This window comes from Rhizobium sp. SRI_017 (assembly GCF_057586295.1).
Genome location: NZ_JBYCZP010000003.1, coordinates 58,572 through 82,483 on the forward strand (window position 1 = coordinate 58,572; position 23,912 = coordinate 82,483).

A 23,912-nucleotide genomic window follows, 5' to 3' on the forward strand; every position below is an offset into this window, starting at 1 on the left:
TCTTCTGCTCGATCGGCGGCGTTGACAACTTTGTCGATATTGCTTCTTCTGGCCCGGAGCAGCGTTGCCGTGGAGGGCGAGCCGCCGGTGGAGGAGTGGGATGACCAAGATCGTCGACGATCCGGAAACATTTGCGTCTTCGGCGCTTGCGGGCTTCGCGCGGGTCTATGAGCGCTATGTCCGGCTGGTGAAGGGCGGCGTGGTGCGGTCGACGAAAGTGCCTGGTGGCAAGGTCTCTGTCATCGTCGGCGGCGGTTCGGGTCACTACCCGGCCTTCGCCGGTTATGTCGGTCCTGGAATGGCGGACGCGGCGGTGGCGGGAGAGATTTTTGCCTCGCCCTCAACGGCGGCTGTGGCGCGGGTTTGCCGCAATGCCAGCTATGGCGGCGGCATCATTCTCGGCTTCGGTAACTATGCCGGCGACGTGCTGAATTTCGGCGTGGCGGCGGAGCGGCTGCGCGCGGAGGGCATAGACGTCCGCATCGTGACGGTGACAGACGATGTCGCGAGCGGCCCGGCGGACAAGCATTTGCAGCGCCGCGGCATTGCCGGCGATTTCGTCGTCTTCAAGGTGGCGGGGGCTGCGGCCGAGGCTGGTCTTGCGATCGACGATGTCGAGCGGCTGACCCGGCATGCGAACGACCGGACTTTCTCCTTTGGCGTGGCCTTCGGCGGCTGCACGCTGCCGGGTTCGACAGAACCGCTCTTCACGGTTCCCAAGGGCATGATGGCGCTCGGCCTCGGCATCCACGGTGAGCCGGGCATTCGCGATACGGAAATCGCAACGGCAAGCGAGCTTGCGAAGCTCCTGGTTGACACGGTGCTCGCCGAACGCCCGGACGGCGCACGCCGTGCCGGTGTGCTGCTCAATGGCCTGGGTACCACGAAGTATGAAGAGCTCTTCGTGCTCTGGGGTGCAGTCGAGAAACAATTGCAGGCGGCGGGCGTCGATCTCGTGGCGCCGGAATGCGGGGAGTATGTCACCAGCCTCGACATGCAGGGCTGCTCGCTGACGGTCATGTGGCTCGACGAGGAATTGGAACGATTCTGGCTTGCGCCTTGCGATACGCCGGTCTTCCGGCGAGGGGCGACGTTCGCAACCGAGCCCACGGGCTTTGTGCCTGGACCCGATGACGCGGAGCCAACCTTCGGACCAGCATCTCAGGGCTCGCGCAAGGGTGCCCAATGCCTGTCCGGTGTGATTGACGCCCTCGTCGAGACTCTTTCCAAGGCGGAGACCGAACTCGGCCACATCGACGCCTTTGCAGGCGACGGCGACCATGGCCAGGGCATGCGCCGCGGCGCCACCGCCGCGCGTGAGGCGATCCATCAGGCTGTGTCAAAGGGGGCCGGTGCCCGAAGCGCGTTGGCCGCGGCGGGTGATGCCTGGGCCGATCGCGCAGGAGGTACATCCGGTGCCATCTGGGGCCTGATGCTGCGTTCCTGGAGTTCGGCCTTCTCGGATGAAGCGCCGATCGAGGATGCCGATATCGTCCGAGGCGCACGGTTGGCGCTCGATGATGTCATGCGCCTCGGCGGCGCAAAGCCAGGCGACAAGACGCTGGTCGATTCCTTCGTGCCCTTCGTCGAAGCACTGGAGAAGGAACTGGGCGAGGGTGCACCGATCGCGAAGGCTTGGTCGAAGGCGGCCGAGGTCTGCGAAGAGGCGGCACGGGCCACGGCGCCGCTCAGGCCACAACTCGGCCGGGCGCGCCCTCTTGCAGACCGGAGCGTTGGCCATCCTGACGCGGGCGCGACGTCGCTGGGCATGATTGCTAAGACGATCGCCGGGCTGCTCTGAGATCTGTGTTGCCAAGCTGAACACTGCCCCTCATCCGCCTGCGTTTCCGCATTTCCAAGCAATCATGATTTTCAACCGTCCGATCCATCGGGTCGGATCGATATCGCGCGATCCTCTGTGATAATCACATTGGATATCACATAACTACAGAAATAGTCATTGACATGTTATACCAGTTGCGTTTTATGACGACCCCATGAATGATGATACTCTCCGTCTGCGGCGCTTGGCGCCGGGGACGGATATAGGGAGGTCTTAGATGACATCGATCGCGCTGTTCGGCGCCGGCGGCAAGATGGGCTGCCGGCTGGCCAAGAACCTCAAGGGCTCGCGCTACGACGTGCGCCATGTCGAGGTCAGCGACGCGGGCAAGGCTCGCCTTCAGAACGAACTCGGCATTTCCACCGTCGATGTCGACACGGCGCTCAACGGCGCCGATGTCGTCGTTCTCGCGGTGCCAGATACGGCGATCGGCAAGGTTGCGGCGTCGATCAATGACAAGCTGAAGGCCGGCATGATGCTCGTGGCGCTCGATGCAGCCGCGCCCTTCGCAGGCCACTTTCCGGATCGACCGGACCTCACCTATTTCGTGACCCATCCCTGCCACCCGCCGATCTTCAACGACGAGACCGACATGGCGGCGAAGAAGGATCACTTCGGCGGCATCCATGCCAAGCAGCACATCGTCTCCGCCCTGATGCAGGGTCCGGAAGAGGCCTATGCCGTCGGCGAGGAGATCGCCAAGACGATCTGGGCGCCGGTCATGCGCTCGCATCGCGTCACCGTTGAACAGATGGCGCTGCTCGAGCCGGGCCTCTCCGAAACCGTCTGCGCGTCGCTGCTCGTCGTCATGCGCGAAGCCATGGACGAATGCGTGCGCCGCGGCGTGCCGAAGGAGGCCGCCCGCGACTTCCTGCTCGGCCATATGAACGTGCTCGGCGCCGTGATTTTCGAGGAAGTCCAGGGTGTGTTTTCGGATGCCTGCAACAAGGCGATCGAGTTCGGCAAGCCCGTTCTGATGAAGGACGACTGGAAGCGCGTCTTCGAACCCGAAGAAATCGCCGCCAGCATCCAGCGCATCACCTGATTGCATGGTGGCGAAGGCCGCCCATCCCGGGTCCTGACCCGCACATTTCGAATTGCACCGGATCGGTCGTTTCAGTGGAGAGGCGCCCGGAGGGTTCCTGTGCCTTACAAGGAGGAGAAAAGCATGAACATTACTCGTAGACTGACGATCGCCGGTTTCGCCGCCATCATGGCCGCCAGCGTCGCGATGCCGGCCTTTGCCGCCGACCTTATCGCCATCATCACGCCGAGCCACGACAACCCGTTCTTCAAGGCCGAGGCTGTCGGCGCCGAGCAGAAGGCCAAGGAACTCGGCTACGAAGTTCTGGTCCTCGTTCACGATGACGATGCCAACAAGCAGAGCCAGCTGATCGACACCGCGATCGGCCGCGGCGCCAAGGCCATCATCCTCGACAATGCCGGCGCTGACGCGTCCGTCGCTGCCGTGCAGAAGGCCAAGGACGCCGGCATTCCGTCCTTCCTGATCGACCGCGAAATCAATGCCAGCGGCGTCGCGGTTTCCCAGATCGTCTCGAACAACTACCAGGGTGCGCAGCTCGGTGCCGAAGAATTCGTCAAGCTGATGGGCGAGAAGGGCAATTATGTCGAGCTCGTCGGCAAGGAATCCGACACCAATGCCGGCATCCGCTCCAAGGGCTATCACGACGTTATCGACGAATATCCTGATCTGAAGATGGTCGCGCAGCAGTCGGCCAACTGGAGCCAGACCGAGGCCTATTCGAAGATGGAAACTATCCTCCAGGCCAATCCCGACATCAAGGGCGTGATCGCCGGCAATGACACGATGGCCATGGGCGCGATCGCGGCACTCCAGGCCGCCGGCAAGAAGGACGTGATCGTCGTCGGCTTCGACGGTTCCAATGACGTTCGCGACTCGATCAAGGCGGGCGGCATCAAGGCGACCGTCCTGCAGCCGGCATTCGCCCAGGCGCAGATGGCAGTGCAGCAGGCCCATGACTTCATCACCACGGGCAAGAAGCCGGCCGAAGAGAAGCAGCTAATGGATTGCGTGCTCGTCAATGCCGACAATGCCGGCAAGCTCGAGACCTTCGCGCTGAGCGAATAATCCTCCCGAGGGATGGCGCGAGGCAGGGTCAAACCCGGCCTCGCGTTTGACTGGTGTCGATGGAGACTGGAATGCCTCACTTCAAGGCCGCCGCCGCGGTCGCGCTCGCGAGCCTGCTTGGCCTGTCCGGTTGCAAGTTCATCAAGACTGCCGACCAGGAAAAGGAAGCGGCCGCGGGCGCATTTGATCCCGACAAGCGGGTCGCCGAGATTTGGGACGCCAAGGTTGTGGCCTATCTTGACCAGCGCGCCGGGGCTTTCAAGGATGTCGCGGCCCTCGTCGCCTCCGACGTCGACGCGGCGGGTGCGAAATACGGCCACAAGGAAAAGGAAGGCAATGCGCCCTGGACCTTCGTCGCCAAGGTCGATGGCACAATCGTTGCCGAGGAGACCAAGTCGCGCGCCGCTTATGTCGATGTGGATGTCGACGGTGACAGTAAAGCCGATGTCCGCGTCTCGATCGGCCCCGCGATCCGCGGCACGGCGTTGCGGGATAGCCTCGACTTCGTGACTTTCAACGAGTTCAAGAACCAGATCGAGTGGGCGCAGTTCGGCAAGTCGTTCAACACGCATGTCAACAAAACGCTGCTCGAGAAGCTACCGCGCGAGGGCCTGACCGGCAAGAAGCTCACGGCGACCGGGGCCTATCCGTTGCCATCGAAGGGCCAGCTGCCGCAATTCGTCCCAGCCACGATCACGATCGGGGGATGACCATGGCGGAGACCGACGACAGCGACGTCATTCTCGAACTCAAGGATATCACCAAGGCCTATTCCGGCATTGTGGCGCTGAAGAAGGCCGACCTCAAGCTCAGGCGCGGCGCGGTCAATGTGCTGGTCGGCGAGAATGGCGCCGGCAAGTCGACGATGATGCGCCTCATCGCCGGTGTCGAACAGCCGACGTTGGGCGAAATCTGGATGGAGGGCGAGCGCATTCATCTCGACAGCCCGGCGGATGCGGTGCGCCATGGCATCGGCATCGTCTTCCAGGAGCTCAACCTGTTCGGCAATCTCTCGGTCGCCGAGAACATTTTTGCGACGCGCGAGATCACCCGTGGCATCAGGGGCATCGACCACAAGGCCCAGGTCGAGAAGGCCAATGAATTTCTCAATCGTCTCGAAGCGGGCATCTCGGCCGACACGCTGGCCGAGGACCTGCCGATCGGCCAGCAGCAGCTCGTCGAGATCGCGCGTGCTGTGTCCCTCGACACGAAGATACTGATAATGGACGAGCCGACTTCGGCGCTATCGGCGGCCGAGGTCGATATCCTGTTCCGCGTCATCGCCGATCTCAAGGCGAGGGGAGTCGCCATCGTCTATATCTCGCATCGCCTGGAAGAGCTGATGCGGATCGGCGACTACATAACGGTGTTGAAGGATGGCCAGATCACCGGTCATGCCAAGGTGAAGGACATCGACACGCGCTGGATCGTGCGCTCGATGATCGGTTCCGACGCCAAGGATTTCGCCAAGCAGGGTGAACACGCGGTGGGCGAAGAGGTGTTCCGCAGCGAGGATATCTCCTTGCCGCGCGCCCAGGGCGGCTACGCGGTCGATCACGTGTCGCTCTCGGTCCGCAAGGGCGAGATCCTCGGCATCTATGGCCTGATGGGCGCCGGGCGTTCCGAATTCTTCGAATGCGTGATGGGCCGGCACGAGCATTCCACAGGCAAGGTCTTCGTCGAAGGCAAGGAACTGAAGGGGCGCGAGACGACGCGGCGGATCCGCGAAGGCCTGTCGCTGATCCCCGAGGACCGGCAGCGCGAGGGTTTGGTGCAGTCCATGTCGATATCGAGCAATCTGTCCATGGCGAGCCTTGGCCAGTTCGTGAAGGCCGGTTTCCATATCGATCTCTCCCGCGAAAAGCAGGCGGTCGCCGATGCGATCAAAAACCTGTCGATCAAGGCGAGGAACCCGGAGCTCGACGTCACCTCCATGTCCGGCGGCAACCAGCAGAAGGTGGTGATCGGCAAGGCGTTGATGACCGGGCCGAAGGTGCTGCTGATGGACGAGCCGAGCCGCGGCATCGATGTCGGCGCCAAGGCCGACGTCTTCCGCACCATGCGCCGGCTTGCGGGCGAGGGGCTCGCAATCCTGTTTTCCACATCCGACCTCGAGGAGGTCATGGCGCTCTCCGACCGCATCGCCGTGATGAGCAACGGCAGGCTGGTCATAACAGTCGACCGGAAGGATGCCACCGAAGAGATGATCGTCTCGGCCTCGGCCGAAGGCCACAAGACCAGAAGGATATCCGCGTGATGACGACAGCAACACAAACTGTTGGCCCCGAGCGCCTCAATAGTGGATCGATCCTCCTTACGCTGATGAAGCTTCGCACCTTCATCGCGCTTTTCGCCGTCATCATCTTCTTTTCGATCTTCGCGCCGAATTTCCTCTCCACGGCGAACATGATCCTGATGTCGAAGCACGCGACGCAGAATGCGTTCCTCGCGATCGGCATGACCTTCGTCATCATCACCGGCGGCATCGACCTCTCGGTCGGCTCGATCGTCGGCCTCTGTGGCATGATCGCCGGCGGGCTCATCATGTACGGCATTGCATTGCCGATCGGCTACACGGTTTATTTCAACATCGTCGAGGTCGCGGTCATCGTCGCCATCGTCGGCATCGTCATTGGCGCCATCAACGGGCTGCTCATCACCCGTCTCAACGTCGCGCCCTTCATCGCCACGCTCGGAACGCTCTATGTCGCCCGCGGTGCGGCGCTGCTCTATTCCGACGGCCAGACGCTGCCCAATCTCACAGGTCGGGAAGACTATGGCAATCAGGGCTTTGCCTGGTTTGGCTCGGGTACGATCCTCGGCCTGCCGGTCTCGGTGTGGATGCTGGTCGTCGTGGCACTCGGTGCAGCCTACTTCGCCCGCTTCGTGCCCCTCGGCCGGCATATCTTCGCCGTCGGCGGCAACGAGCGGGCGGCGCGCATGTCGGGCATCCGCGTCAACCGCGTGAAAATGTTCGTCTACATGTTCTCCGGCTTCTGCGCGGCGATCGTCGGCCTGGTCATTTCCTCGGAACTGATGGCCTCGCATCCGGCCACGGGCACCAACCTGGAACTGAACGCTATCGCGGCAGCCGTCCTCGGTGGTACATCCATGTCGGGAGGACGTGGCACGATCGGCGGCACGATCATCGGTGCCTTCGTGATCGGTATTCTCTCCGATGGGTTGGTCATGATGGGCGTGAGTTCGTTCTGGCAGATGGTCATCAAGGGTCTCGTGATCATCGTGGCCGTCGTGGTCGACCAGGCGCAGCGGCGGCTGCAGCAGCGGGTGACGCTGATGCAGATGGCCAAGGCGGGTTGAGTATATAGTTTCACTCCTCACCAAGCGCGTCCAGCGACAGGCTGCGCCTCTCGCGGACTTGCTATCCTCTCCCACAAGGGGAGAGGTAAAGGGGAGGCGGGCGTCGCAATTCTACCTCTCCCCTTGTGGGAGAGGATATTAAGGTCGAACGAACGCAGTGAGTTCTTGGCCGAAGTTGGTGAGGGGTAAGGCCCTGTCGATCGCAGGCTGTGGGAGAGGATCGAATGACAATGTTCAAAGGCGCTCTGATCGGCTGCGGCTTCTTCGCGGTCAACCAGATGCATGGCTGGAAGGATGCCGAAGGCGCGGAGATCGTGGCGATCTGCGACCGCGATCCCGAACGGCTCCGGATCGTCGGCGACCAGTTCGGCGTGGCGCGACGCTATCAGTCGGCCGAAGAGATGTTTCTCGCAGGCGGCTTTGATTTCGTTGACATAGCCACCACCGTCGGCAGCCACCGGCCGCTGGTTGAACTTGCGGCGCGCCACAAGGTGCCTGTCATCTGCCAGAAGCCATTCGCGCTCAATCTCGATGACGCGAAGGCCATGGTGAAGGCCGCCGACGATGCCGGCGTGTCGTTGATGGTGCATGAGAATTTCCGCTGGCAGACGCCGCTGATGGCCGTCAGGGAGGCGCTCGACAGCGGCGCGATCGGCCAGCCCTTCTGGGGCCGCGTGTCGTTCCGCTCTGGTTACGACGTGTTTGCCGGACAGCCCTATCTCGCCAAGGGCAAGCGCTTCATCGTCGAAGACCTCGGCATTCATGTCCTCGATATCGCGCGCTACCTGTTCGGCGATGTCGACCGGCTGACCGCGCGCACGGTGCGGGTCCGGCCGGACATAGCTGGCGAGGACGTGGCGACGATGCTGCTTGATCATGCGAACGGAATCACATCGGTTGTCGATTGCAGCTACAGCACCTTCCTGCCCGAGGAGCAGTTTCCGGAAACCTTTGTCGAAATCGACGGCACGGAAGGCACGATCCGTCTTACGAAGGATTACAAGTTGGTCGTGCATGGCAAGACCGCCGGCACTGTCAGGCGCGACGTTGAGCCCGAACTGCTGCCCTGGGCGAGCAAGCCCTGGCACAATATCCAGGAAAGCGTGGCGAATATCGAAAAGCACTGGATCGAGAGCCTCGCCGCAGGCACCGAACCTGCGACCTCCGGTCACGACAACCTCAAGACCTTCGCGCTTGTGGATGCGGCCTATCTCAGCGCCGAGACCGGCAAGACCATCGACCTCAAGGATCTGCTGGGATGAGCGACGACGGCTTTCGGCTTTACGGCACCCATGAGCGCGAACCTGAAAGCCGCATTCTCACAGCCGGTCCGCTTGCGGTGACGCTTCAGGACGGCAATCTCCGCATGCTTCGTTTTCACGGTCACGAAGTGCTGCGCGCGGTGTCGTTCCTGGTCCGTGACAAGGATTGGGGCACCTGTGCCGCCGATATCGCAAATCTCGCCATAGACGGCGGTACCAGCAGCTTTTCTGTCTCCTACAAGGCCCGCTTCACGGCTCCCGATGGCGCCAATCTTGATTGTACATTCGCCATTTCGGGCACCCCCGATAGCCTTGGTTTCTCCGCCGATTGTGTGAGCGATGCCGATTTTGAGACCGCGCGCGCGGGCTTTGCCGTCCTGCATCCTTTGGTCGGTGTTGCCGGCCAACCTGTCGAAGTTCGCCATTCGGACGGCAGCGTAGAGCAGGCACGTTGGCCCTATGGCATCGAGCCTTGGCAGCCGTTTCAGGATATTGCATTGCTCATTCATCGTGTCGCGCCCGGCATCGCCGTCGCGACAGCGTTCGAAGGCGATGTCTTCGAGATGGAGGACCAGCGCAATTGGACGGATGGTTCCTACAAGACCTATGTCCGGCCGCTGGCCTTGCCGTGGCCCTATCGGATCAAGAAAGGCGAGATGTTCAGCCAGCGCATAACAGTGACCATCTTCGGTGCTGCCGATGCGCCAGCCGCGCGGGTCGCTACGGACGCGGTGGCGCTGAATATCACGCCGACAGCGCTACGGATGCCGGAAATTGGCGTCGGCCTGAGGCCCGAATGCTTTCCGGAGGAAGGTACCGCGCTTCATAACCTGGCGAGAATCGGCGCGAAGCATCTGATCGCGCATTTCGATCCCGTGGCCGGGCACGGTTTGCCAGCGCTCCAAGGCTTTGCCGACATTGCTGCGAGGTCCGGGCTCAAGGTCACGCTGGAACTCGCCGTTCCATGCCGCCGCCCACTGGGTGAGGAACTGTCGGAATATGCCGGCCTGGTGAAACGGGCCGGGCTGATGCTCGATACGCTATTCGTCTGCCCCTCAGTCGATCGTCAATCTACCCCGCCGGGTAGTAAGTGGCCGGAATGCCCGCCGCTTGAGGATGTCTATACCGCAGCGCGTGCTGCTTTCCCCGGCGTGCGGCTCGGCGGCGGCATGATGAGCTACTTCACCGAGCTGAACCGCAAGCGCGTGCCCGGCGACCTCATCGATTATGTCAGCCACTGCACGAACCCGATCGTGCATGCGGCGGATGACCTCTCGGTCATGCAGACCTTCGAGGCGCTTCGCTTCGTGACCGCCTCGACGCGCGCGATCTATGGCGACACGCCCTACCGCATCGGTCCCTCTACCATCGCCATGCGGCAGAACCCTTATGGCAGCGCCACGAAGGATAATCCCGGCCTGTCGCGCATTCCCATGGCCAATGTCGATCCGCGCCACAACGGGCAGTACGGTGCGGCGTGGACGCTGGCTTATGCGGCGACGGTGGCTTCGGCCGGGCTCGAAGTGCTGACACTCTCGACTCTAGCCGGCTCATCTGGACTGATTGCAGGCGAGAGGGAGCCCGCGGCAGCAGGCGAGTTCCGCCCGCTCGCGCATGTCATCGCGCGGCTCGGTGCTTTGTCGGGCAAAGCCTATCATGCGGTGGAAACGTCGCGGCCTGATGCTGTATTGGGGTTGGCCGCACCCGGACGGCTGCTGCTCGCCAATATCACGCCGGAGAACCAGACCGTGGCGCTTGGCGTGAAAGCCCGGTCGATCACCCTGCTTTCGGCCGTGCCGCGAGATATTCCGGCGGCCGATATGCTTGACCTCGGCGCCTATGGCTGCGCCGAGATCGTGTTCGAGTAGGTTTTCGAACTACTCATAGCGCGCGGCGTACCATGCCTTGAACAGCGCATACTGGTTCTCCAGATGCTTCTGCTGCGAAGCGCTCAGCTTGTCCGTCTCGTTGAAATGCAGCGTGTATTCCGCATCGCCATTCAGCACCATCAGATGCTTGTAATGCAGCACGAGGTCGGGACCCTCGTCATAGGTCGAGAGCACCGTCAGCGCCTCCTCCAGCTCCAGCGCCTCGCGGCGGGCCTTGGCGTCGCCTTTGGCGGCCTTCTCGCAGAGAGAGACGAGGTGCAGCACTTCCTTGGGCAGCGCATTGCCGATGCCGGTGATCGCGCCGCCGGCGCCGCAATTGACGAAGCCGTGATAGACGCCGGTGTCGACGCCGACCATCAGCGTGAGGCTATCGTCGCCCGAGGTGATGTTCTCGGCCGCGTAGGTCATGTCCTTCTTGCCGCCGAACTCCTTGAAACCGATGAGGTTCGGGAAGCGCGCGCGCAGGTCGAAGAACAGGTCGGCGCGGGTGGCGAAGCCGTAATAGGGGCTGTTGTAGATGACGGCGGGCAGGCCCTTTGCGGCTTCGAGGATCGCCGAGAAATGATCGCGCTGGGCGGAGACCGACGAGCCGCGCGAGAGAACGCGCGGGATGACCATCAGGCCCTTGGCGCCGACCTTGGCCGCATGCGCCGCATGGCTGGCGGCCGACTTGGTGTTGATCGCGCCGGTGCCGACGATGACCGGAACGCCAGCTTCGCAAAGCCTGCGCACGCCTTCCTGCCGCTCTTCGTCTGTCAGCAGCGGCCAATCGCCCATCGAGCCGCAATAGACAACCGCCGACATGCCGGCGGCGATCAACTCCTTGCCCTTCTTGACCAGCAGGTCGAAATTCGGCGTGCGGTCGGCATTGCAGGGCGTCATCAGCGCCGGGATGCAGCCAGTGAAAACAGATTCTGCCATGGAATTCTCCTGATCTCTGAACCGGCCAGTCGGCCATCTCTGCGGAATGCATCTGATATATCAGATGGAATTTGCGCTGTCGATGGGAAAAATACTGCAGCATGAAAAATGCTGACAACGCGAGATTATCAGCTTCGCTCGAACTCAGCGCGCAGATATTTCAGAAGGGGGGTCAGCTCTTGTTGTTCTTCAACGCATAGAGTGCGCGCGACCGTTCGAGATGCTTGATCATCGCCTTTTCGGCGAGATCGGCGTCACCCTTCTCGATCATTCGGATGATTTCCTCATGCTCGGCGAGCGTGAAATTTTCGCGCCCGGTCCAGATCAGCATTTCTGTGTGATAGGATTTGAGCCAGCCCAGCATCGCTCCCGAGACGGCAGCGAAGATCGGGTTGCCCGAGATCTGGGCGATCTTCTGGTGGAAGGCCATGTCGGCATCGATGAAGAGTTCGGAATCGCCGATATTACGGCTCTGTTTCTCGACCAGTTCGCGGAGTTCAATGATGTCCTGCGCCGTTGCCCTGGCCGCCGCCTCGCGCACCATGCCGCGCTCGAAGAAGATGCGGGCGCTCTTGAGATATTCGAGCGAATCCGACGATCCCGACAGCATCAGCTTGGCCGGCAGGTCGACCTGGCGGAAGATCGATTCCGCCGTGACCTGCAGCACCTTGGCGCGTTCGCCGTGGGAGATTTCCACCAGTCCCTTGCCGGCGAGTGCCTGCATCGCCTCACGGATCGCGGGGCGGCCGACGCCGAAGCGTTCCATTAACTCGCGCTCCGAGGGCATGTCGTCGCCGGCCTTGAGTTCACCATTCTCGATGAGAGCTTTGAGGCGGGAAAACACCTCGTCGGACAGTTTTGTGCGGACGATGCGCTCGTTCGGCAGACTCATGGGCCCCTCGAATTCTTCCCGGCGTAGTTATGCATAGAAAATGCCGCTGCCAATGCAATTCCGCGGAAATGGGCACTTGTTTTGACTTGAATACTCATTATACCAGTGGCCAGAAATTGACAAGCCGCGCCTATTGGCGGCCGGAGGAAAAACGGTGATCCGCCTGACCTACAGGATCGAAACGCCGGGGTCCGTGGAGGCCATGGCGACGAAGATCGCAAGCGACCAGTCGACGGGCACCTTCGTGGCATTGCCCGGCGAGACCGAAGAGCTAAAGGCGCGGGTCGCGGCCCGCGTCTCCGGTATTCGCGCGCTGCCGCCGACCGATCACGCCTCCTTCCCGGACGAGGCAGGCAGCGCCACGCACTTCAATCGCGCCGATGTCGATATCGACTTTCCGATGGATGCCGTCGGCACCGATTTCGCAGCTCTGATGACGATCGCCATCGGCGGCGTGTTCTCGATCAAAGGCATGACCGGCATCCGGATCGTCGACATGAAGCTGCCGCGGGAGTTCGCGGCGGCGCATCCCGGTCCGCAATTCGGCGTTCCCGGCAGCTTCGCGTTGACCGGCGTCAGGGAGCGGCCGATCATCGGCACCATCGTCAAGCCGGCGCTCGGCCTCCTGCCACATGAAACGGCCGAGATGGTCGGCGAACTCATCGAAGCCGGCGTCGATTTCATCAAGGACGACGAGAAGCTGATGAGCCCGGCTTATGCGCCGCTCAGCGAGCGGGTGAAGGCGATCATGCCACTCATCCTCGATCACGAACAGAAGACCGGCAAGAAGGTCATGTATGCCTTCGGCATCAGCCATGCCGACCCGGACGAGATGATGCGGAACCATGACATGGTGCTGAAGGCCGGCGGCAATTGCGCCGTGGTCAACATCAATTCGATCGGTTTCGGCGGCATGTCCTTCCTCCGCAAACGGTCGGGGCTGGTGCTGCACGCCCATCGCAATGGCTGGGATATCCTGACCCGTCATGCAGGCCTTGGTTTCGAATTCTCCGTCTGGCAGCAGTTCTGGCGCCTGCTGGGCGTCGACCAATTCCAGATCAACGGCATCGGCGTGAAATACTGGGAGCCGGACGAGAGTTTTGTTCGGTCCTACAAGGCGGTGACCACGCCGGTGTTTTCGGACAGGGACGTGGCACTGCCGGTGATCGGCTCCGGGCAGTGGGGCGGGCAGGCGCCGGATACGATCAAGGCGACAGGCGGTTCGACCGATCTGCTCTATCTCTGCGGCGGCGGCATCGTCAGCCATCCCGGAGGTCCGGGCGCCGGCGTGAAGGCGGTGAAGCAGGCCTGGGAGGCGGCGGTGGCTGGGATTGCGCTCGAGGACTATGCGCGGGAGCATGTCGAACTCAGGCAATCGATTGAGAAGTTTGCGGATGGCAAGGGGGCTTGACAGCAAGACCCCTCCCAAACCCTCCCCACAAGGGGGGAGGGCTTAATTGGCCGCACCCTCGTTGCCCTCGCTCAAGCGCACAGCGAGCCGAGACGATGATGGAGCTGAATGCGGGTGACCTAGGTTAAGCCCTCCCCCTTTTGGGGAGGGTTTGGGAGGGGTCTCGGCACAACAGATAACGACTGAACGGGATTCAACAGTGCCCAAACCCCTGATCAGCTACTATGGCGACGACTTCACCGGCTCCACTGACGTCATGGAGGCATTGGCCTCGAATGGCGTCCAGACCGTGTTGTTCCTGAAGAGGCCGGACGACGCCTTGCTTTCCCGATTCTCGACCGCCCGCGCTTTCGGCCTCGCCGGCACGAGCCGAAGCGAGATGCCGGATTGGATGGATGTCCACCTCCGCGAAGCCTTTGCCTGGCTGAAGACGCTCGACGCCGAACTCTGCCATTACAAGGTCTGCTCGACCTTTGACTCTGCGCCCCATGTCGGCAGCATCGGCCGTGCCATCGAGATCGGCAGGGCGGTCTTCGGCGAGGCGACCGTACCGCTGATCGTCGGTGCGCCGCAGATCCGCCGCTACACCGCGTTCGGCCAGCTCTTTGCCGCCTATCAGGGGCGCAACTACCGCATCGACCGGCATCCGGTGATGTCGCGCCATCCGGTGACGCCGATGGATGAAGCCGATGTCTTGACGCATCTCGCGCTGCAGTCCGAACTCTCTTCAGCGCTGATCGACAATATCGCCATCCTGGGGGACCCGGAGATCGGCGACGCCGCGATCCTCCTACTCGATGTGCTTGACCAGGTGACGCAGGCTGCTGCGGGCAAACTGCTTTGGCAGCGGCTGCGGCAGGGCGGTCGGTTTGTTTGCGGCTCCTCGGGCGTCGAATATGCCCTCATCCATGCCTGGCGCGATGCCGGGCTGATTGGCAAGAAGCCAAGTTTCGCCGTCGCTGGCCCCGTCGACCAGATCGCTGTCGTCTCCGGCAGTGTCTCTCCGACCACCGAGCGGCAGATCCGGCATGCGCTGGCCAACGGTTTCGATGGCATCACGCTAGATCCGCTGGCGCTCACCGGCGACGAGGGAGGCTCGATGGTCGATGACGCAGTGGCCGCCGGCCTCAAGGTTCTGGGCGAGGGGCGGAGCGTGTTGTTCTATACCGCGCTCGGCCCGGCGGCGGATCGTGGCGCGGCGCTTGATGGCATGGCGCGCCAGCGGCTTGGCCGTGCGCTCGGAAAAATCCAGAGCCAGCTGGTCGAGCGGGGAAAGCTCAAGCGCGCCGTCGTGGCGGGCGGGGATACGTCGAGTCACGCGCTGGGGGAGATGGGGATATCGGCCCTGACATTGAGCATGCCCTTGCCGCAAACGCCGGGTTCTCCGCTCTGCGTCGCTCATGGTGGGGCCGCCGATGGCCTTCAGATTGCGCTCAAGGGCGGCCAGGTTGGCGGCGACGATTATTTCTCGATGATACGTGCCGGGCGGCCCTGACGCTTTCGACGGACCGCAATACTATTCAGGCGGCGCAGAGATTCTCGCTTGCCCTGCCGCGACGACGGGCATGGTCCGGCCGCGTCTCAGACTGTATTTTATTCGATTTACGTCGCGAATTCTGAACAGAAAGCGTCGCGTGTCGCGCAGGGCGCAGGTTTTTCGATGATACGCTTCTAATATGCAGGCGGGAGGGCCTGGCCAATCGGGAGCGAGGAATGACGTCATCCAGCGCAGGCGATGCTGTTGGGCGGGTGCTGATTGCGGAACGCAATCCGCTCGTCGTGGCGGCCTTGCGCGGATTGTTCGCGCAACATCCGAGATTTGTTATCGCTGATACCGCCCGGACCTCGAAGGAGCTCTGCGCAAAACTGGCTTCGACCAAGGCAGATTGCGTGCTGCTCTCCTGGCAGCTTGATGATGCTGAAGCACCCGACGTGCTCACCGATCTCGGGCGGTGCGGGCTCGATCCCCGGATCGTGCTCTTCGCCGACACCAACACGCCGTCCGTCGTCAACGAGACGATTCGCATGGGCATTAACGGGCTGTGCTATCAGTTCGAAGACCCGGAAATCCTCTTCACGACACTGACCGCAGTGATGAATGGCCGGATGTGCATTCCCTACACGGTGCTGTCGAAAATCTCCCACTCACCGTTCCAGCATCTCACGTCGCGTGAGACGGAGTTGCTCGGCATGCTCGCCAACGGCTGGTCGAATACGCAAATCGCCAGCCGCACAGGCATTTCCGAGAATACGGTGAAGTATCACCTCAAGAATCTCTATGAGAAGCTCGAGGTGCGCAACCGCGCCATGGCCGTCGTTCTCTACGCCAAGGAGCGTCGGCGCAAGCTCAGCTGAAGCTCCCAAAACTGATCGAATTTGCCCTCTGGAAATCGACATCTCCGGAGTGTGACCGCAGGCTTTCTTGATCGCACTACGGGTAGGTCCCGACTACCCGTTTCCTCAAACCCGCTACCCGTCAGCGACGACAGCCCACCACCCGACGGGCATTCTTTTCTGCCCGGGCGAGTGTGGCGGAGCGCTTTTCTCGAGCGCAGTCTTGGCGTCGAGGAAATGTCCGTTCGCGGACCGCATGTTCAGGAGGAAACCATGCCAGGCTACAATCATCTCTTCATTCCCGGCCCCACCAACATTCCCGAACAGGTCCGCCAGGCAATGAACCTGCCGATGGAGGACATGCGGTCCCCCAGCTATCCGGAACTGACCCTGCCGCTCTTCGACGATGTCAAGAAGGTCTTCAAGAACCAGAACGGTCGCGTCTTCATCTTCCCGTCCTCGGGTACCGGTGCCTGGGAAGCGGCGATGACCAATGTGCTCTCGCCCGGCGATCATCTGCTGATGAGCCGCTTCGGCCAGTTCTCGCATCTCTGGGTCGACATGGCCGAGCGGCTCGGCTTCGTGGTCGATTGCCTCGACATGGAATGGGGCACCGGCGTGCCCGTCGAGCTCTATGCCGAGAAGCTGGCCGCCGACAAGGAGCATCAGATCAAGGCCGTGTTCGTCACCCAGAACGAGACCGCAACCGGCGTGACCTCCGATGTCGCCGCTGTCCGCGCCGCGCTCGACGCGGTCGGCCATCCCGCGCTGCTCTTCGTCGATGGCGTCTCCTCGATCGGTTCGATCGATTTCCGTCAGGACGAATGGGGCGTCGATTGCGCCGTCTCTGGTTCGCAGAAGGGCTTCATGCTGCCCGCCGGCCTCGGCTTCCTGTCGGTCAGCCAGAAGGCGCTCGAGGCCTCGAAGACCGCCAAGCACATGCGCTGCTACTTCTCCTTCGAGGACATGATCAAGACCAACGACACGGGCTATTTCCCGTACACGCCGCCGACCCAGCTGCTGCGCGGCCTTCGCACCTCGCTCGACATGATCTTCGCAGAGGGCCTCGAAAACATCTTCGCCCGCCACCATCACTTGGCGAATGGCGTTCGCGCTGCGGTCTCGGCCTGGGGCCTGAAACTCTGTGCGACCGAACCAAAGTGGCATTCCGACACGGTTTCGGCGATTCGCCTGCCTGAAGGCGTCGATGGCGTTCAGCTGATCAAGCACGCCTTCAGCACTTACAACACCTCGTTCGGCAGCGGTCTCGCCAAGGTCGCGGGCAAGGTGTTCCGCATCGGGCATCTCGGCTCGCTCAATGAAGGCATGGTGCTCGCAGCCCTCGGCGTCGCCGAGCTGACGCTGCTTGATTGCGGCGTGAAGATCGAGGCTGGTTCGGGTGTCGGCGCTGCGATCGGCCAGTTCCGCTCCGCGACGGCGGCCACGATGGCCAAGGCGGCTTGAGAGACAAAGGGGAGGACGAAAATGAGCCATACGATCAATCACCTCAGAAAGCTTCGCCTGCAGCGCAGCGAGCTCGCCGTGCCGGGTTCCAACCCCGAGATGATACAGAAGGCGGCGAGCTCCGACGCCGACTATATCTTTCTCGACATCGAGGACGCGGTGGCGCCGCCGGACAAGGAGCGCGCCCGCGCCAATATCGTCCAGGCGCTCAACCAGATCGACTGGCGTGCCCGCGGCAAGACCATCTCTGTCCGCATCAACGGCCTCGACACCCATTACATGTATCGCGACGTCGTCGACCTCATGGAGCAGGCGGGCAACCGCATCGACACGATCCTGGTGCCGAAGGTCGGCGTGCCAGCGGACCTCTACATGGTCGAGGCCATGGTCAACCAGATCGAGATCGCCAAGGGATATGAGACCCGCGTCGGCCTTGAGGCGCTGATCGAGACGGCGCTTGGCATGGCCAATGTCGAGGCGATCGCGTCCTATGGCGGCCGGCTGGAAGCACTGCATTTCGGGGTCGCCGACTATGCTGCGAGCCTCAAGGCCCGCACCGTCAATATCGGCGGCCTGAACCCGGATTATCCCGGCGACCAGTGGCATTTCGGCCTGTCGCGCATGACGGTTGCGTGCCGCGCCTATGGCCTACGCGCCATCGACGGGCCGTTCGGCGATTTCTCCGACCCGGATGGCTACAAGGCCGGTGCGCGCCGTGCCGCCGCCCTCGGCATCGAGGGCAAGTGGGCGATCCATCCAAGCCAGATCGCACTTGCCAACGAGGTCTTCTCGCCGCCGGAAAAGGAGGTCGACCGCGCCCGCCGCATCATCGATGCGCTTAAGGTCGCCGAAAGCCAAGGCAAGGGTGCCGCATCGCTCGACGGCAAGATGATCGATGCCGCATCGGAGCGCATGGCGCGCAATGTGCTCGCCACCCACGACGCCATCACATCCGGCCGCTGAGAGGAGCACGCTATGGACATTCATGAATATCAGGCCAAGGAACTTCTCTCGCGCTACCAGATCCATATTCCGCGCGGCGGGCTGGCCTACAGCCCCGAGCAGGCGGCTTATCGCGCAAGCGAGATCGGTGGCGACCGCTGGGTGGTGAAGGCGCAAATCCACTCCGGCGCGCGCGGCAAGGCGGGCGGCATCAAGCTCTGCTCTTCGGATCACGAGATCGTCGAAGCTGCCGACGCCATGCTCGGCCGCAAGCTGGTGACGCACCAGACCGGCCCCCAGGGCAAGCTGGTCAGCCGTCTCTATGTCGAGGAAGCCATGGATATCGATCGCGAGATCTATCTCGGCTTCGTGCTCGACCGGAAGTCCGAGCGGATCATGATAGTCGCCTCGTCCTCCGGCGGCATGGAGATCGAAGAGATTGCCGAAGCCGAGCCGGATTCGATCATCCGCGCAACGGTCGATCCCGGAGTCGGCATGGCTGATTTCACCGCCCGCGAAATCGCCTTTGGCCTCGGTCTCGACAATGCCTTGATCGGCCGTGCAACACAGACGCTGCTCGGCTGCTACCGCGCTTTCGTCGAATACGATGCCTCGATGCTGGAGATCAATCCGCTTGTCGTCACCAAGCGCGGCGACCTCGTGGCGCTCGATGCCAAGATGAGTTTTGACGAGAATGCGCTCTTCCGCCGCCCGCATATTTCCGAGATGCGCGACAAGAGCCAGGAAGACCCGCGCGAGACCTTTGCCTCCGACCGCGGCCTGTCCTATGTCGGCCTCGACGGCAATATCGGCTGCATAATCAATGGCGCCGGCCTCGCCATGGCGACCATGGACATGATCAAGATCGCCGGCGGCGAGCCCGCGAATTTCCTCGATATCGGCGGTGGCGCGTCCCCCGAACGCGTGGCCAAGAGCTTTCGCGCGGTGCTGCGCGACAAGAATGTCGAGACCATCCTCGTCAACATCTTCGCCGGCATCAATCGCTGCGACTGGGTGGCCGAGGGCGTGATCAAGGCGTTGCGCGAAGTCGGCGTGCCCGTTCCGCTCGTCGTGCGCCTGTCCGGCACCAACATGGAGGAGGGTCGGCGCATTCTCGCTGAATCAGGCGAAGACATCATCGTCGCGGAAACGTTGGCCGAGGCTGCCGCCAAGGCCGTCGGGGCGTGGCGTACATTCACTGCAAACAAGGCTGCTTGAGGAGGATCACCAGATGTCCATTCTGCTCGACAAGAACACCCGTGTCATCGTCCAGGGCTTTACCGGCAAGATCGGCAGCTTCCATGCCGAGGATATGAAGCGCTATGGCACCAACGTGGTCGGCGGTGTCACCCCCGGCAAGGGCGGCCAGACCCATCTCGGCATGCCGGTCTTCAATACGGTCAAGGGCGCTGTGCAGGAGACTGGGGCGGACGCCTCGATCGTCTTCGTCCCGCCGCCCTTCGCGGCCGATTCCATCATGGAAGCAGCGGATGCCGGCATCCGGCTCTGCGTCTGCATCACCGACGGCATTCCCTCCCAGGACATGATCAGGGTCAAGCGATACATGAAGCGTTACCGCTTCGATGATCGCATGACCCTGATCGGGCCGAACTGCGCCGGCATGATCACGCCCGGCCAGGCGATGACGGGCATCATGCCGGGTTCGATCTACCTGGCGGGCCGCATCGGCATCGTCGGCCGTTCGGGTACTCTCGGTTATGAAGCCGCGAGCCAGATGAAGGCGCTCGGCATCGGCGTCTCGACTTCCGTCGGCATCGGCGGCGATCCCGTCAACGGCTCCTCCTTCAAGGACATGCTGGAGCTGTTTGAGAAAGATCCCGGCACCGACGCGGTGTTGATGATCGGTGAGATCGGCGGTCCGCAGGAAGCCGAAGCCGCGCTCTGGGCGCGGGACAATATGAAGAAGCCGCTGATCGCCTATATCGCAGGTCTCTCGGCGCCGAAGGGTCGCCGCATGGGTCATGCGGGCGCGATCATCTCGGCCTTCGGGGAATCTGCGCAGGAGAAGGTTGAGATCCTCAAGGGAGCCGGCGTGACCATCGTGCCGACGCCGTCCTCCTTCGGCGAGACGGTGGCGGACGTTCTGTCGGCCATGCGCAAGGCTGCGTGAATGGCAAAGCCACACGTGCTCGTGACCCGGCGCTGGCCGGAAGACGTGGAGCGCGTGCTGAGCGCGCGCTTTGACACCACCCTGAATGAAAGCGATCGCCCGCTCGCAGAGACGGACTTCGTCTCGGCGATGCGGGATTTCGACGCCGTCCTGCCGACCGTCAGCGACAAGTTGCCGCCAGGACTGTTTGCCGAGCCGGGCATCCGGGCGAAAATCCTTGCCAATTTCGGCGTCGGCTTCAATCACATCGATATCGCGGCTGCCAGGGCGGCTGGCATCGTCGTCACCAACACGCCGGGCGTTTTGACCGACGCCACGGCCGACATCGCGCTGACGTTGATGCTGATGGTCGCGCGGCGGGCAGGCGAGGGTGAGCGGCAGCTGCGTGCCGGTGCATGGAAGGGCTGGTGTCCGACCCACATGCTGGGCCGCGAACTCAGCGGCAAGACACTGGGGGTCATCGGCATGGGGCGGATCGGCAAGGCCACCGCCCGCCGGGCGCATTTTGGCTTCGGCATGAAGATCGTCTTCTTCAACCGCTCGATCGTTGACGATGACGAGATGCGCGCGATGAAGGCAGAGCAACTGGCGTCGGTCGACGCGGTCGTATCGTCCAGTGATTTCGTCTCGCTTCATTGCCCTGGCGGTGCCGAGAACCGGCATCTGATCGATGCGCGTCGACTTGGGCTCATGAAATCCGATGCCTTCCTGATCAACACCGCCCGCGGCGACGTCGTCGATAGCGCAGCGCTGGCGGACGCATTGAATGCGCGCTCGATCGCCGGCGCCGGGCTCGATGTCTATGAGGGTGAGCCAGTCATTCCGGCCGGGCTGACCGATCTCGAAAATGCAGTCCTCCTTCCGCATCTCGGTAGCGCGACATCGGAGACCCGGACGGCCATGGGCATGAAGGTGGTCGAGAACATCACCGCCTTCTTCGACGGCCATGATCCGCCGGACAGGATCGCATGACCGGGCAGGCGGCCGATCCCGGGATCGGCCGCGCTCATGTTCGACCGCGCCGGCCGAAACTCAAATCCCGCTAAAATGCGCGGCCAAAATGTCAAAAAAATATCAGCCACGAGCCTGAAACGTGGTGGCGCGATCCCGCCACCCGGCGTAACCTTTCCTTCATAAAGAAGCCGGAAGTACCGGTTTTCGAGGAGGAAATGGCTGGAAGCACCTCGCGTGCATCCTGCCAGGAGGAGACGGACATGAGGCCGGATCTCGAGGTCGTGCAGATACGTGAAGGCGAGTCCTTCAAGGCCTGGTCGCATGGCTATCCGTTCCATACCGTGCGCTGGCACTTCCATCCCGAATACGAAATTCATCTCATCCATGCGACGACCGGTCGTTATTTCGTCGGCGATTTCATCGGCGAATTCGAACCCGGCAACCTCATCCTGACCGGACCGAACCTGCCGCACAATTGGGTCAGCGACGTCCCCAAGGACGTCACGGTTCCGCTGCGCTGCCGTATCATCCAGTTCAGCGAGGAATTCATCGGCGGCGTCATGGGCGTGTTCCCGGAACTTGCCGCGCTAGGTCCGGTGCTCGAAGCCTCCCGGCGCGGCCTGCGGTTCCCCGAGGAGACGGCACGGTCTATCGCGCCGATCATGGAAGAACTGATGACCGCACAGGGCGTGCGCCGCATTGAACTCTTCATGCTGATCGCAGGCGCCTTGAGCCGAGCGCAGGGCGCCGAGATGCTCGCCAGCGCCGGCTACCTGCCGGATCCGTCGGGCTATATGTCTGCGGGCATGAACAAGGCGCTCGCCTATATCCGGGAGAACCTGACGGTGCCTTTCACCGAAGCCGATCTCGCGGAGATCGCCGGGCAATCGACCAGCGCGTTTTCGCGCGCCTTCCGCCGCCACACCGGCATGTCGCTGGTGCAATATGTGAAGCGGCTGCGCATCAATCTCGCCTGCCAGATCCTGATGAGTGACGAGCAGGCTTCGATCACCGACATCTGCTTCGAGGTCGGGTTCAACAATCTTTCGAACTTCAACCGGCAGTTCCTGGCGGAAAAGGGCATGCCGCCCTCGCAGTTTCGCAGGCTGCTGGTCGAGAACATAAGCGCGGCGAAGGCCGCATAGAGGGAGGACAAGGGAGGAGCCACATCGAGAGAACGGAACGACGCGGGCGCGAGGAGCCGCCTGTGACAGGAGGCGCTTGTCCAAAATTCTGGAAACGGGGTGTTCGTGGCGGAGGAGCTGCGGGCTCCGCAGGTGGAACTTTGCGCTGACACTAGCAATGCAAACAACGACTGACAACCGTATCGTCAAAGGGAGTAGACGACATGACAATGATTTCCTTCAAGCGCGCCGGCCTTGCCGCTCTGGCACTGACCCTTCTCAGCGGCGCTTCCGCCTTCGCCCAGTCCAAGGTGGAGAATGCCACCGTGGCCTTCCTGATGCCCGACCAGGCGTCGACCCGATACGAAGAGCACGACTATCCGGGCTTCAAGGCCGAGATGGAAAAGCTCTGCCCGACCTGCACCGTGCTCTACCAGAATGCCGATGCCGACGTGTCGCGCCAGCAGCAGCAGTTCAATTCTGTCATCTCGCAGGGCGCCAAGGTGATCGTGCTCGATCCGGTCGATTCGAGCGCCGCCGCCTCGCTGGTCAAACAGGCCCAGGCGCAGGGCATCAAGGTCATCGCCTACGACCGCCCGATCCCGGATGCGGTCGCCGATTACTACGTCTCCTTTGACAACCAGGGCATCGGCAAGGCCATTGCCGACTCGCTCATCGCCCATCTCAAGGCGTCTGGCGTGACCCCGGGCGAAGGCCAGGGCATCCTGCAGATCAACGGCTCGCCGACCGACGCGGCCGCCGGCCTGATCAAGAAGGGCATCCATGAGGGTATCGACAATTCGGGTTATCCGCTGCTCGCTGAATTCGACACGCCGGACTGGGCGCCGCCGAAGGCGCAGCAGTGGGCGAGCGGTCAGGTAACCCGCTTTGGCAAGAACATCCTCGGCGTCGTGGCCGCCAATGACGGTACGGGCGGCGGCGCGATCGCAGCGTTCAAGGCGGCAGGCATCGACCCGGTTCCGCCGGTCACGGGCAATGATGCAACCATCGCCGCCCTCCAGCTGATCATCGCTGGCGACCAGTACAACACGATTTCCAAGCCCTCGGAAATCGTCGCGGCTGCGGCAGCCAATATCGCGATCAAGTTCCTGTCGGGCGAAACCCCTGAAGCCAAGACGACGCTCTACAATACCCCCTCGGAGCTCTTCGTGCCGGCTGTCGTCACCGCCGAGAACCTGAAAGCCGAGATCATCGACAAGAAGATCAATACGGCGGAAGAACTCTGCGTCGATCGCTATGCCGAAGGTTGCAAGAAGCTCGGAATCATCCAGTAACCTCCCGAGGGCGTTGCCC

At 62.5% G+C, this 23,912-nt stretch carries 20 protein-coding genes; 18 read left to right on the top strand and 2 right to left on the bottom strand.

The genetic code is table 11. The features are described 5' to 3' along the window. Positions 1-100: 100 nt before the first annotated feature. The 8 genes from AC2YI2_RS08025 (at position 101) to apnL (ending at position 10,404) form a co-directional block, all read left to right on the top strand. A complete protein-coding gene (locus AC2YI2_RS08025; protein WP_487385936.1) occupies positions 101-1,801 on the top strand; it encodes a dihydroxyacetone kinase family protein in 1,701 nt (566 codons plus the stop codon). Positions 1,802-2,060: 259 nt separating this feature from the next. Then, positions 2,061-2,888 (top strand): phosphogluconate dehydrogenase C-terminal domain-containing protein, encoded by an 828-nt coding sequence (locus AC2YI2_RS08030; RefSeq protein ID WP_487385937.1) that lies wholly within the window; start codon positions 2,061-2,063, stop codon positions 2,886-2,888. A gap of 123 nt (positions 2,889-3,011) precedes the next feature. After that, positions 3,012-3,953, top strand: coding sequence for a substrate-binding domain-containing protein (locus AC2YI2_RS08035; RefSeq protein ID WP_487385938.1), 942 nt, complete (start codon positions 3,012-3,014; stop codon positions 3,951-3,953). A gap of 71 nt (positions 3,954-4,024) precedes the next feature. Then, positions 4,025-4,663 (top strand): DUF2291 family protein, encoded by a 639-nt coding sequence (locus tag AC2YI2_RS08040; protein ID WP_487385939.1) that lies wholly within the window; start codon positions 4,025-4,027, stop codon positions 4,661-4,663. A 2-nt stretch (positions 4,664-4,665) separates the two neighbouring features. Continuing rightward, positions 4,666-6,210, top strand: coding sequence for a sugar ABC transporter ATP-binding protein (locus tag AC2YI2_RS08045; protein WP_487385940.1), 1,545 nt, complete (start codon positions 4,666-4,668; stop codon positions 6,208-6,210). Continuing rightward, the gene (locus AC2YI2_RS08050) at positions 6,210-7,274 is read left to right on the top strand and encodes an ABC transporter permease (RefSeq protein WP_487385941.1); all 1,065 of its coding nucleotides are present in this window, start codon (positions 6,210-6,212) and stop codon (positions 7,272-7,274) included. Before AC2YI2_RS08045 ends, AC2YI2_RS08050 begins: the two co-directional genes overlap by 1 nt. 224 nt (positions 7,275-7,498) lie before the next feature. Further along, positions 7,499-8,536 carry a Gfo/Idh/MocA family protein gene (locus AC2YI2_RS08055; protein ID WP_487385942.1) on the top strand — a complete coding sequence of 346 codons (1,038 nt, stop codon included), beginning with the start codon at positions 7,499-7,501 and terminating at the stop codon, positions 8,534-8,536. Beyond that, positions 8,533-10,404: a D-apionate lactonase gene (gene apnL, locus AC2YI2_RS08060; protein WP_487385943.1), complete on the top strand. Its 1,872-nt coding sequence runs from the start codon at positions 8,533-8,535 to the stop codon at positions 10,402-10,404. The genes AC2YI2_RS08055 and apnL overlap by 4 nt, the downstream gene beginning before the upstream one ends. A gap of 9 nt (positions 10,405-10,413) precedes the next feature. On the opposite strand, the gene AC2YI2_RS08065 is transcribed toward apnL, so the two are convergent. Further along, a complete protein-coding gene (locus AC2YI2_RS08065; protein WP_487385944.1) occupies positions 10,414-11,346 on the bottom strand; it encodes a dihydrodipicolinate synthase family protein in 933 nt (310 codons plus the stop codon). A 172-nt stretch (positions 11,347-11,518) separates the two neighbouring features. After that, complete coding sequence (locus AC2YI2_RS08070) at positions 11,519-12,238, bottom strand: transcriptional regulator NanR (RefSeq protein ID WP_487385945.1); 720 nt, start codon at positions 12,236-12,238, stop codon at positions 11,519-11,521. A gap of 154 nt (positions 12,239-12,392) precedes the next feature. Between AC2YI2_RS08070 and oiaX the strand changes: the two genes are divergently transcribed. The 10 genes from oiaX (at position 12,393) to AC2YI2_RS08120 (ending at position 23,893) form a co-directional block, all read left to right on the top strand. After that, positions 12,393-13,649, top strand: a complete 1,257-nt coding sequence (oiaX, locus tag AC2YI2_RS08075; protein ID WP_487385946.1) for a 3-oxo-isoapionate-4-phosphate decarboxylase OiaX — start codon at positions 12,393-12,395, stop codon at positions 13,647-13,649. Positions 13,650-13,848: 199 nt separating this feature from the next. After that, positions 13,849-15,144, top strand: a complete 1,296-nt coding sequence (locus tag AC2YI2_RS08080; protein WP_487385947.1) for a four-carbon acid sugar kinase family protein — start codon at positions 13,849-13,851, stop codon at positions 15,142-15,144. Between the two features lie 218 nt (positions 15,145-15,362). Further along, entirely contained in the window at positions 15,363-16,004 is a 642-nt protein-coding gene (locus tag AC2YI2_RS08085) for a LuxR C-terminal-related transcriptional regulator (RefSeq protein ID WP_487385948.1), read from the top strand. Positions 16,005-16,256: 252 nt separating this feature from the next. Continuing rightward, on the top strand, positions 16,257-17,447 hold the full coding sequence (locus AC2YI2_RS08090; RefSeq protein WP_487385949.1) for an aminotransferase class V-fold PLP-dependent enzyme: 1,191 nt from the start codon (positions 16,257-16,259) through the stop codon (positions 17,445-17,447). Positions 17,448-17,468: 21 nt separating this feature from the next. After that, the gene (locus AC2YI2_RS08095) at positions 17,469-18,410 is read left to right on the top strand and encodes an HpcH/HpaI aldolase/citrate lyase family protein (protein ID WP_487385950.1); all 942 of its coding nucleotides are present in this window, start codon (positions 17,469-17,471) and stop codon (positions 18,408-18,410) included. Between the two features lie 12 nt (positions 18,411-18,422). Further along, positions 18,423-19,607 (top strand): malate--CoA ligase subunit beta, encoded by a 1,185-nt coding sequence (locus tag AC2YI2_RS08100; RefSeq protein WP_487385951.1) that lies wholly within the window; start codon positions 18,423-18,425, stop codon positions 19,605-19,607. 13 nt (positions 19,608-19,620) lie between these two features. Next, positions 19,621-20,520 (top strand): succinate--CoA ligase subunit alpha, encoded by a 900-nt coding sequence (gene sucD, locus AC2YI2_RS08105; RefSeq protein ID WP_487385952.1) that lies wholly within the window; start codon positions 19,621-19,623, stop codon positions 20,518-20,520. Next, a complete protein-coding gene (locus AC2YI2_RS08110; protein ID WP_487385953.1) occupies positions 20,521-21,492 on the top strand; it encodes a 2-hydroxyacid dehydrogenase in 972 nt (323 codons plus the stop codon). A 242-nt stretch (positions 21,493-21,734) separates the two neighbouring features. Continuing rightward, positions 21,735-22,619 carry an AraC family transcriptional regulator gene (locus AC2YI2_RS08115; RefSeq protein ID WP_487385954.1) on the top strand — a complete coding sequence of 295 codons (885 nt, stop codon included), beginning with the start codon at positions 21,735-21,737 and terminating at the stop codon, positions 22,617-22,619. Positions 22,620-22,822: 203 nt separating this feature from the next. Continuing rightward, on the top strand, positions 22,823-23,893 hold the full coding sequence (locus AC2YI2_RS08120) for an ABC transporter substrate-binding protein (protein WP_487385955.1): 1,071 nt from the start codon (positions 22,823-22,825) through the stop codon (positions 23,891-23,893). Positions 23,894-23,912: the final 19 nt, after the last annotated feature.

Bases quoted from the DNA above. Each gene is read 5' to 3' on its own strand.
- AC2YI2_RS08025 (WP_487385936.1), top strand. From the start codon at position 101: ATGACCAAGATCGTCGACGATCCGGAAACATTTGCGTCTTCGGCGCTT.
- AC2YI2_RS08030 (WP_487385937.1), top strand. From the start codon at position 2,061: ATGACATCGATCGCGCTGTTCGGCGCCGGCGGCAAGATGGGCTGCCGG.
- AC2YI2_RS08035 (WP_487385938.1), top strand. From the start codon at position 3,012: ATGAACATTACTCGTAGACTGACGATCGCCGGTTTCGCCGCCATCATG.
- AC2YI2_RS08040 (WP_487385939.1), top strand. From the start codon at position 4,025: ATGCCTCACTTCAAGGCCGCCGCCGCGGTCGCGCTCGCGAGCCTGCTT.
- AC2YI2_RS08045 (WP_487385940.1), top strand. From the start codon at position 4,666: ATGGCGGAGACCGACGACAGCGACGTCATTCTCGAACTCAAGGATATC.
- AC2YI2_RS08050 (WP_487385941.1), top strand. From the start codon at position 6,210: ATGACGACAGCAACACAAACTGTTGGCCCCGAGCGCCTCAATAGTGGA.
- AC2YI2_RS08055 (WP_487385942.1), top strand. From the start codon at position 7,499: ATGACAATGTTCAAAGGCGCTCTGATCGGCTGCGGCTTCTTCGCGGTC.
- apnL (WP_487385943.1), top strand. From the start codon at position 8,533: ATGAGCGACGACGGCTTTCGGCTTTACGGCACCCATGAGCGCGAACCT.
- AC2YI2_RS08065 (WP_487385944.1), bottom strand. From the start codon at position 11,346: ATGGCAGAATCTGTTTTCACTGGCTGCATCCCGGCGCTGATGACGCCC.
- AC2YI2_RS08070 (WP_487385945.1), bottom strand. From the start codon at position 12,238: ATGAGTCTGCCGAACGAGCGCATCGTCCGCACAAAACTGTCCGACGAG.
- AC2YI2_RS08085 (WP_487385948.1), top strand. From the start codon at position 15,363: ATGACGTCATCCAGCGCAGGCGATGCTGTTGGGCGGGTGCTGATTGCG.
- AC2YI2_RS08090 (WP_487385949.1), top strand. From the start codon at position 16,257: ATGCCAGGCTACAATCATCTCTTCATTCCCGGCCCCACCAACATTCCC.
- AC2YI2_RS08095 (WP_487385950.1), top strand. From the start codon at position 17,469: ATGAGCCATACGATCAATCACCTCAGAAAGCTTCGCCTGCAGCGCAGC.
- AC2YI2_RS08100 (WP_487385951.1), top strand. From the start codon at position 18,423: ATGGACATTCATGAATATCAGGCCAAGGAACTTCTCTCGCGCTACCAG.
- sucD (WP_487385952.1), top strand. From the start codon at position 19,621: ATGTCCATTCTGCTCGACAAGAACACCCGTGTCATCGTCCAGGGCTTT.
- AC2YI2_RS08110 (WP_487385953.1), top strand. From the start codon at position 20,521: ATGGCAAAGCCACACGTGCTCGTGACCCGGCGCTGGCCGGAAGACGTG.
- AC2YI2_RS08115 (WP_487385954.1), top strand. From the start codon at position 21,735: ATGAGGCCGGATCTCGAGGTCGTGCAGATACGTGAAGGCGAGTCCTTC.
- AC2YI2_RS08120 (WP_487385955.1), top strand. From the start codon at position 22,823: ATGACAATGATTTCCTTCAAGCGCGCCGGCCTTGCCGCTCTGGCACTG.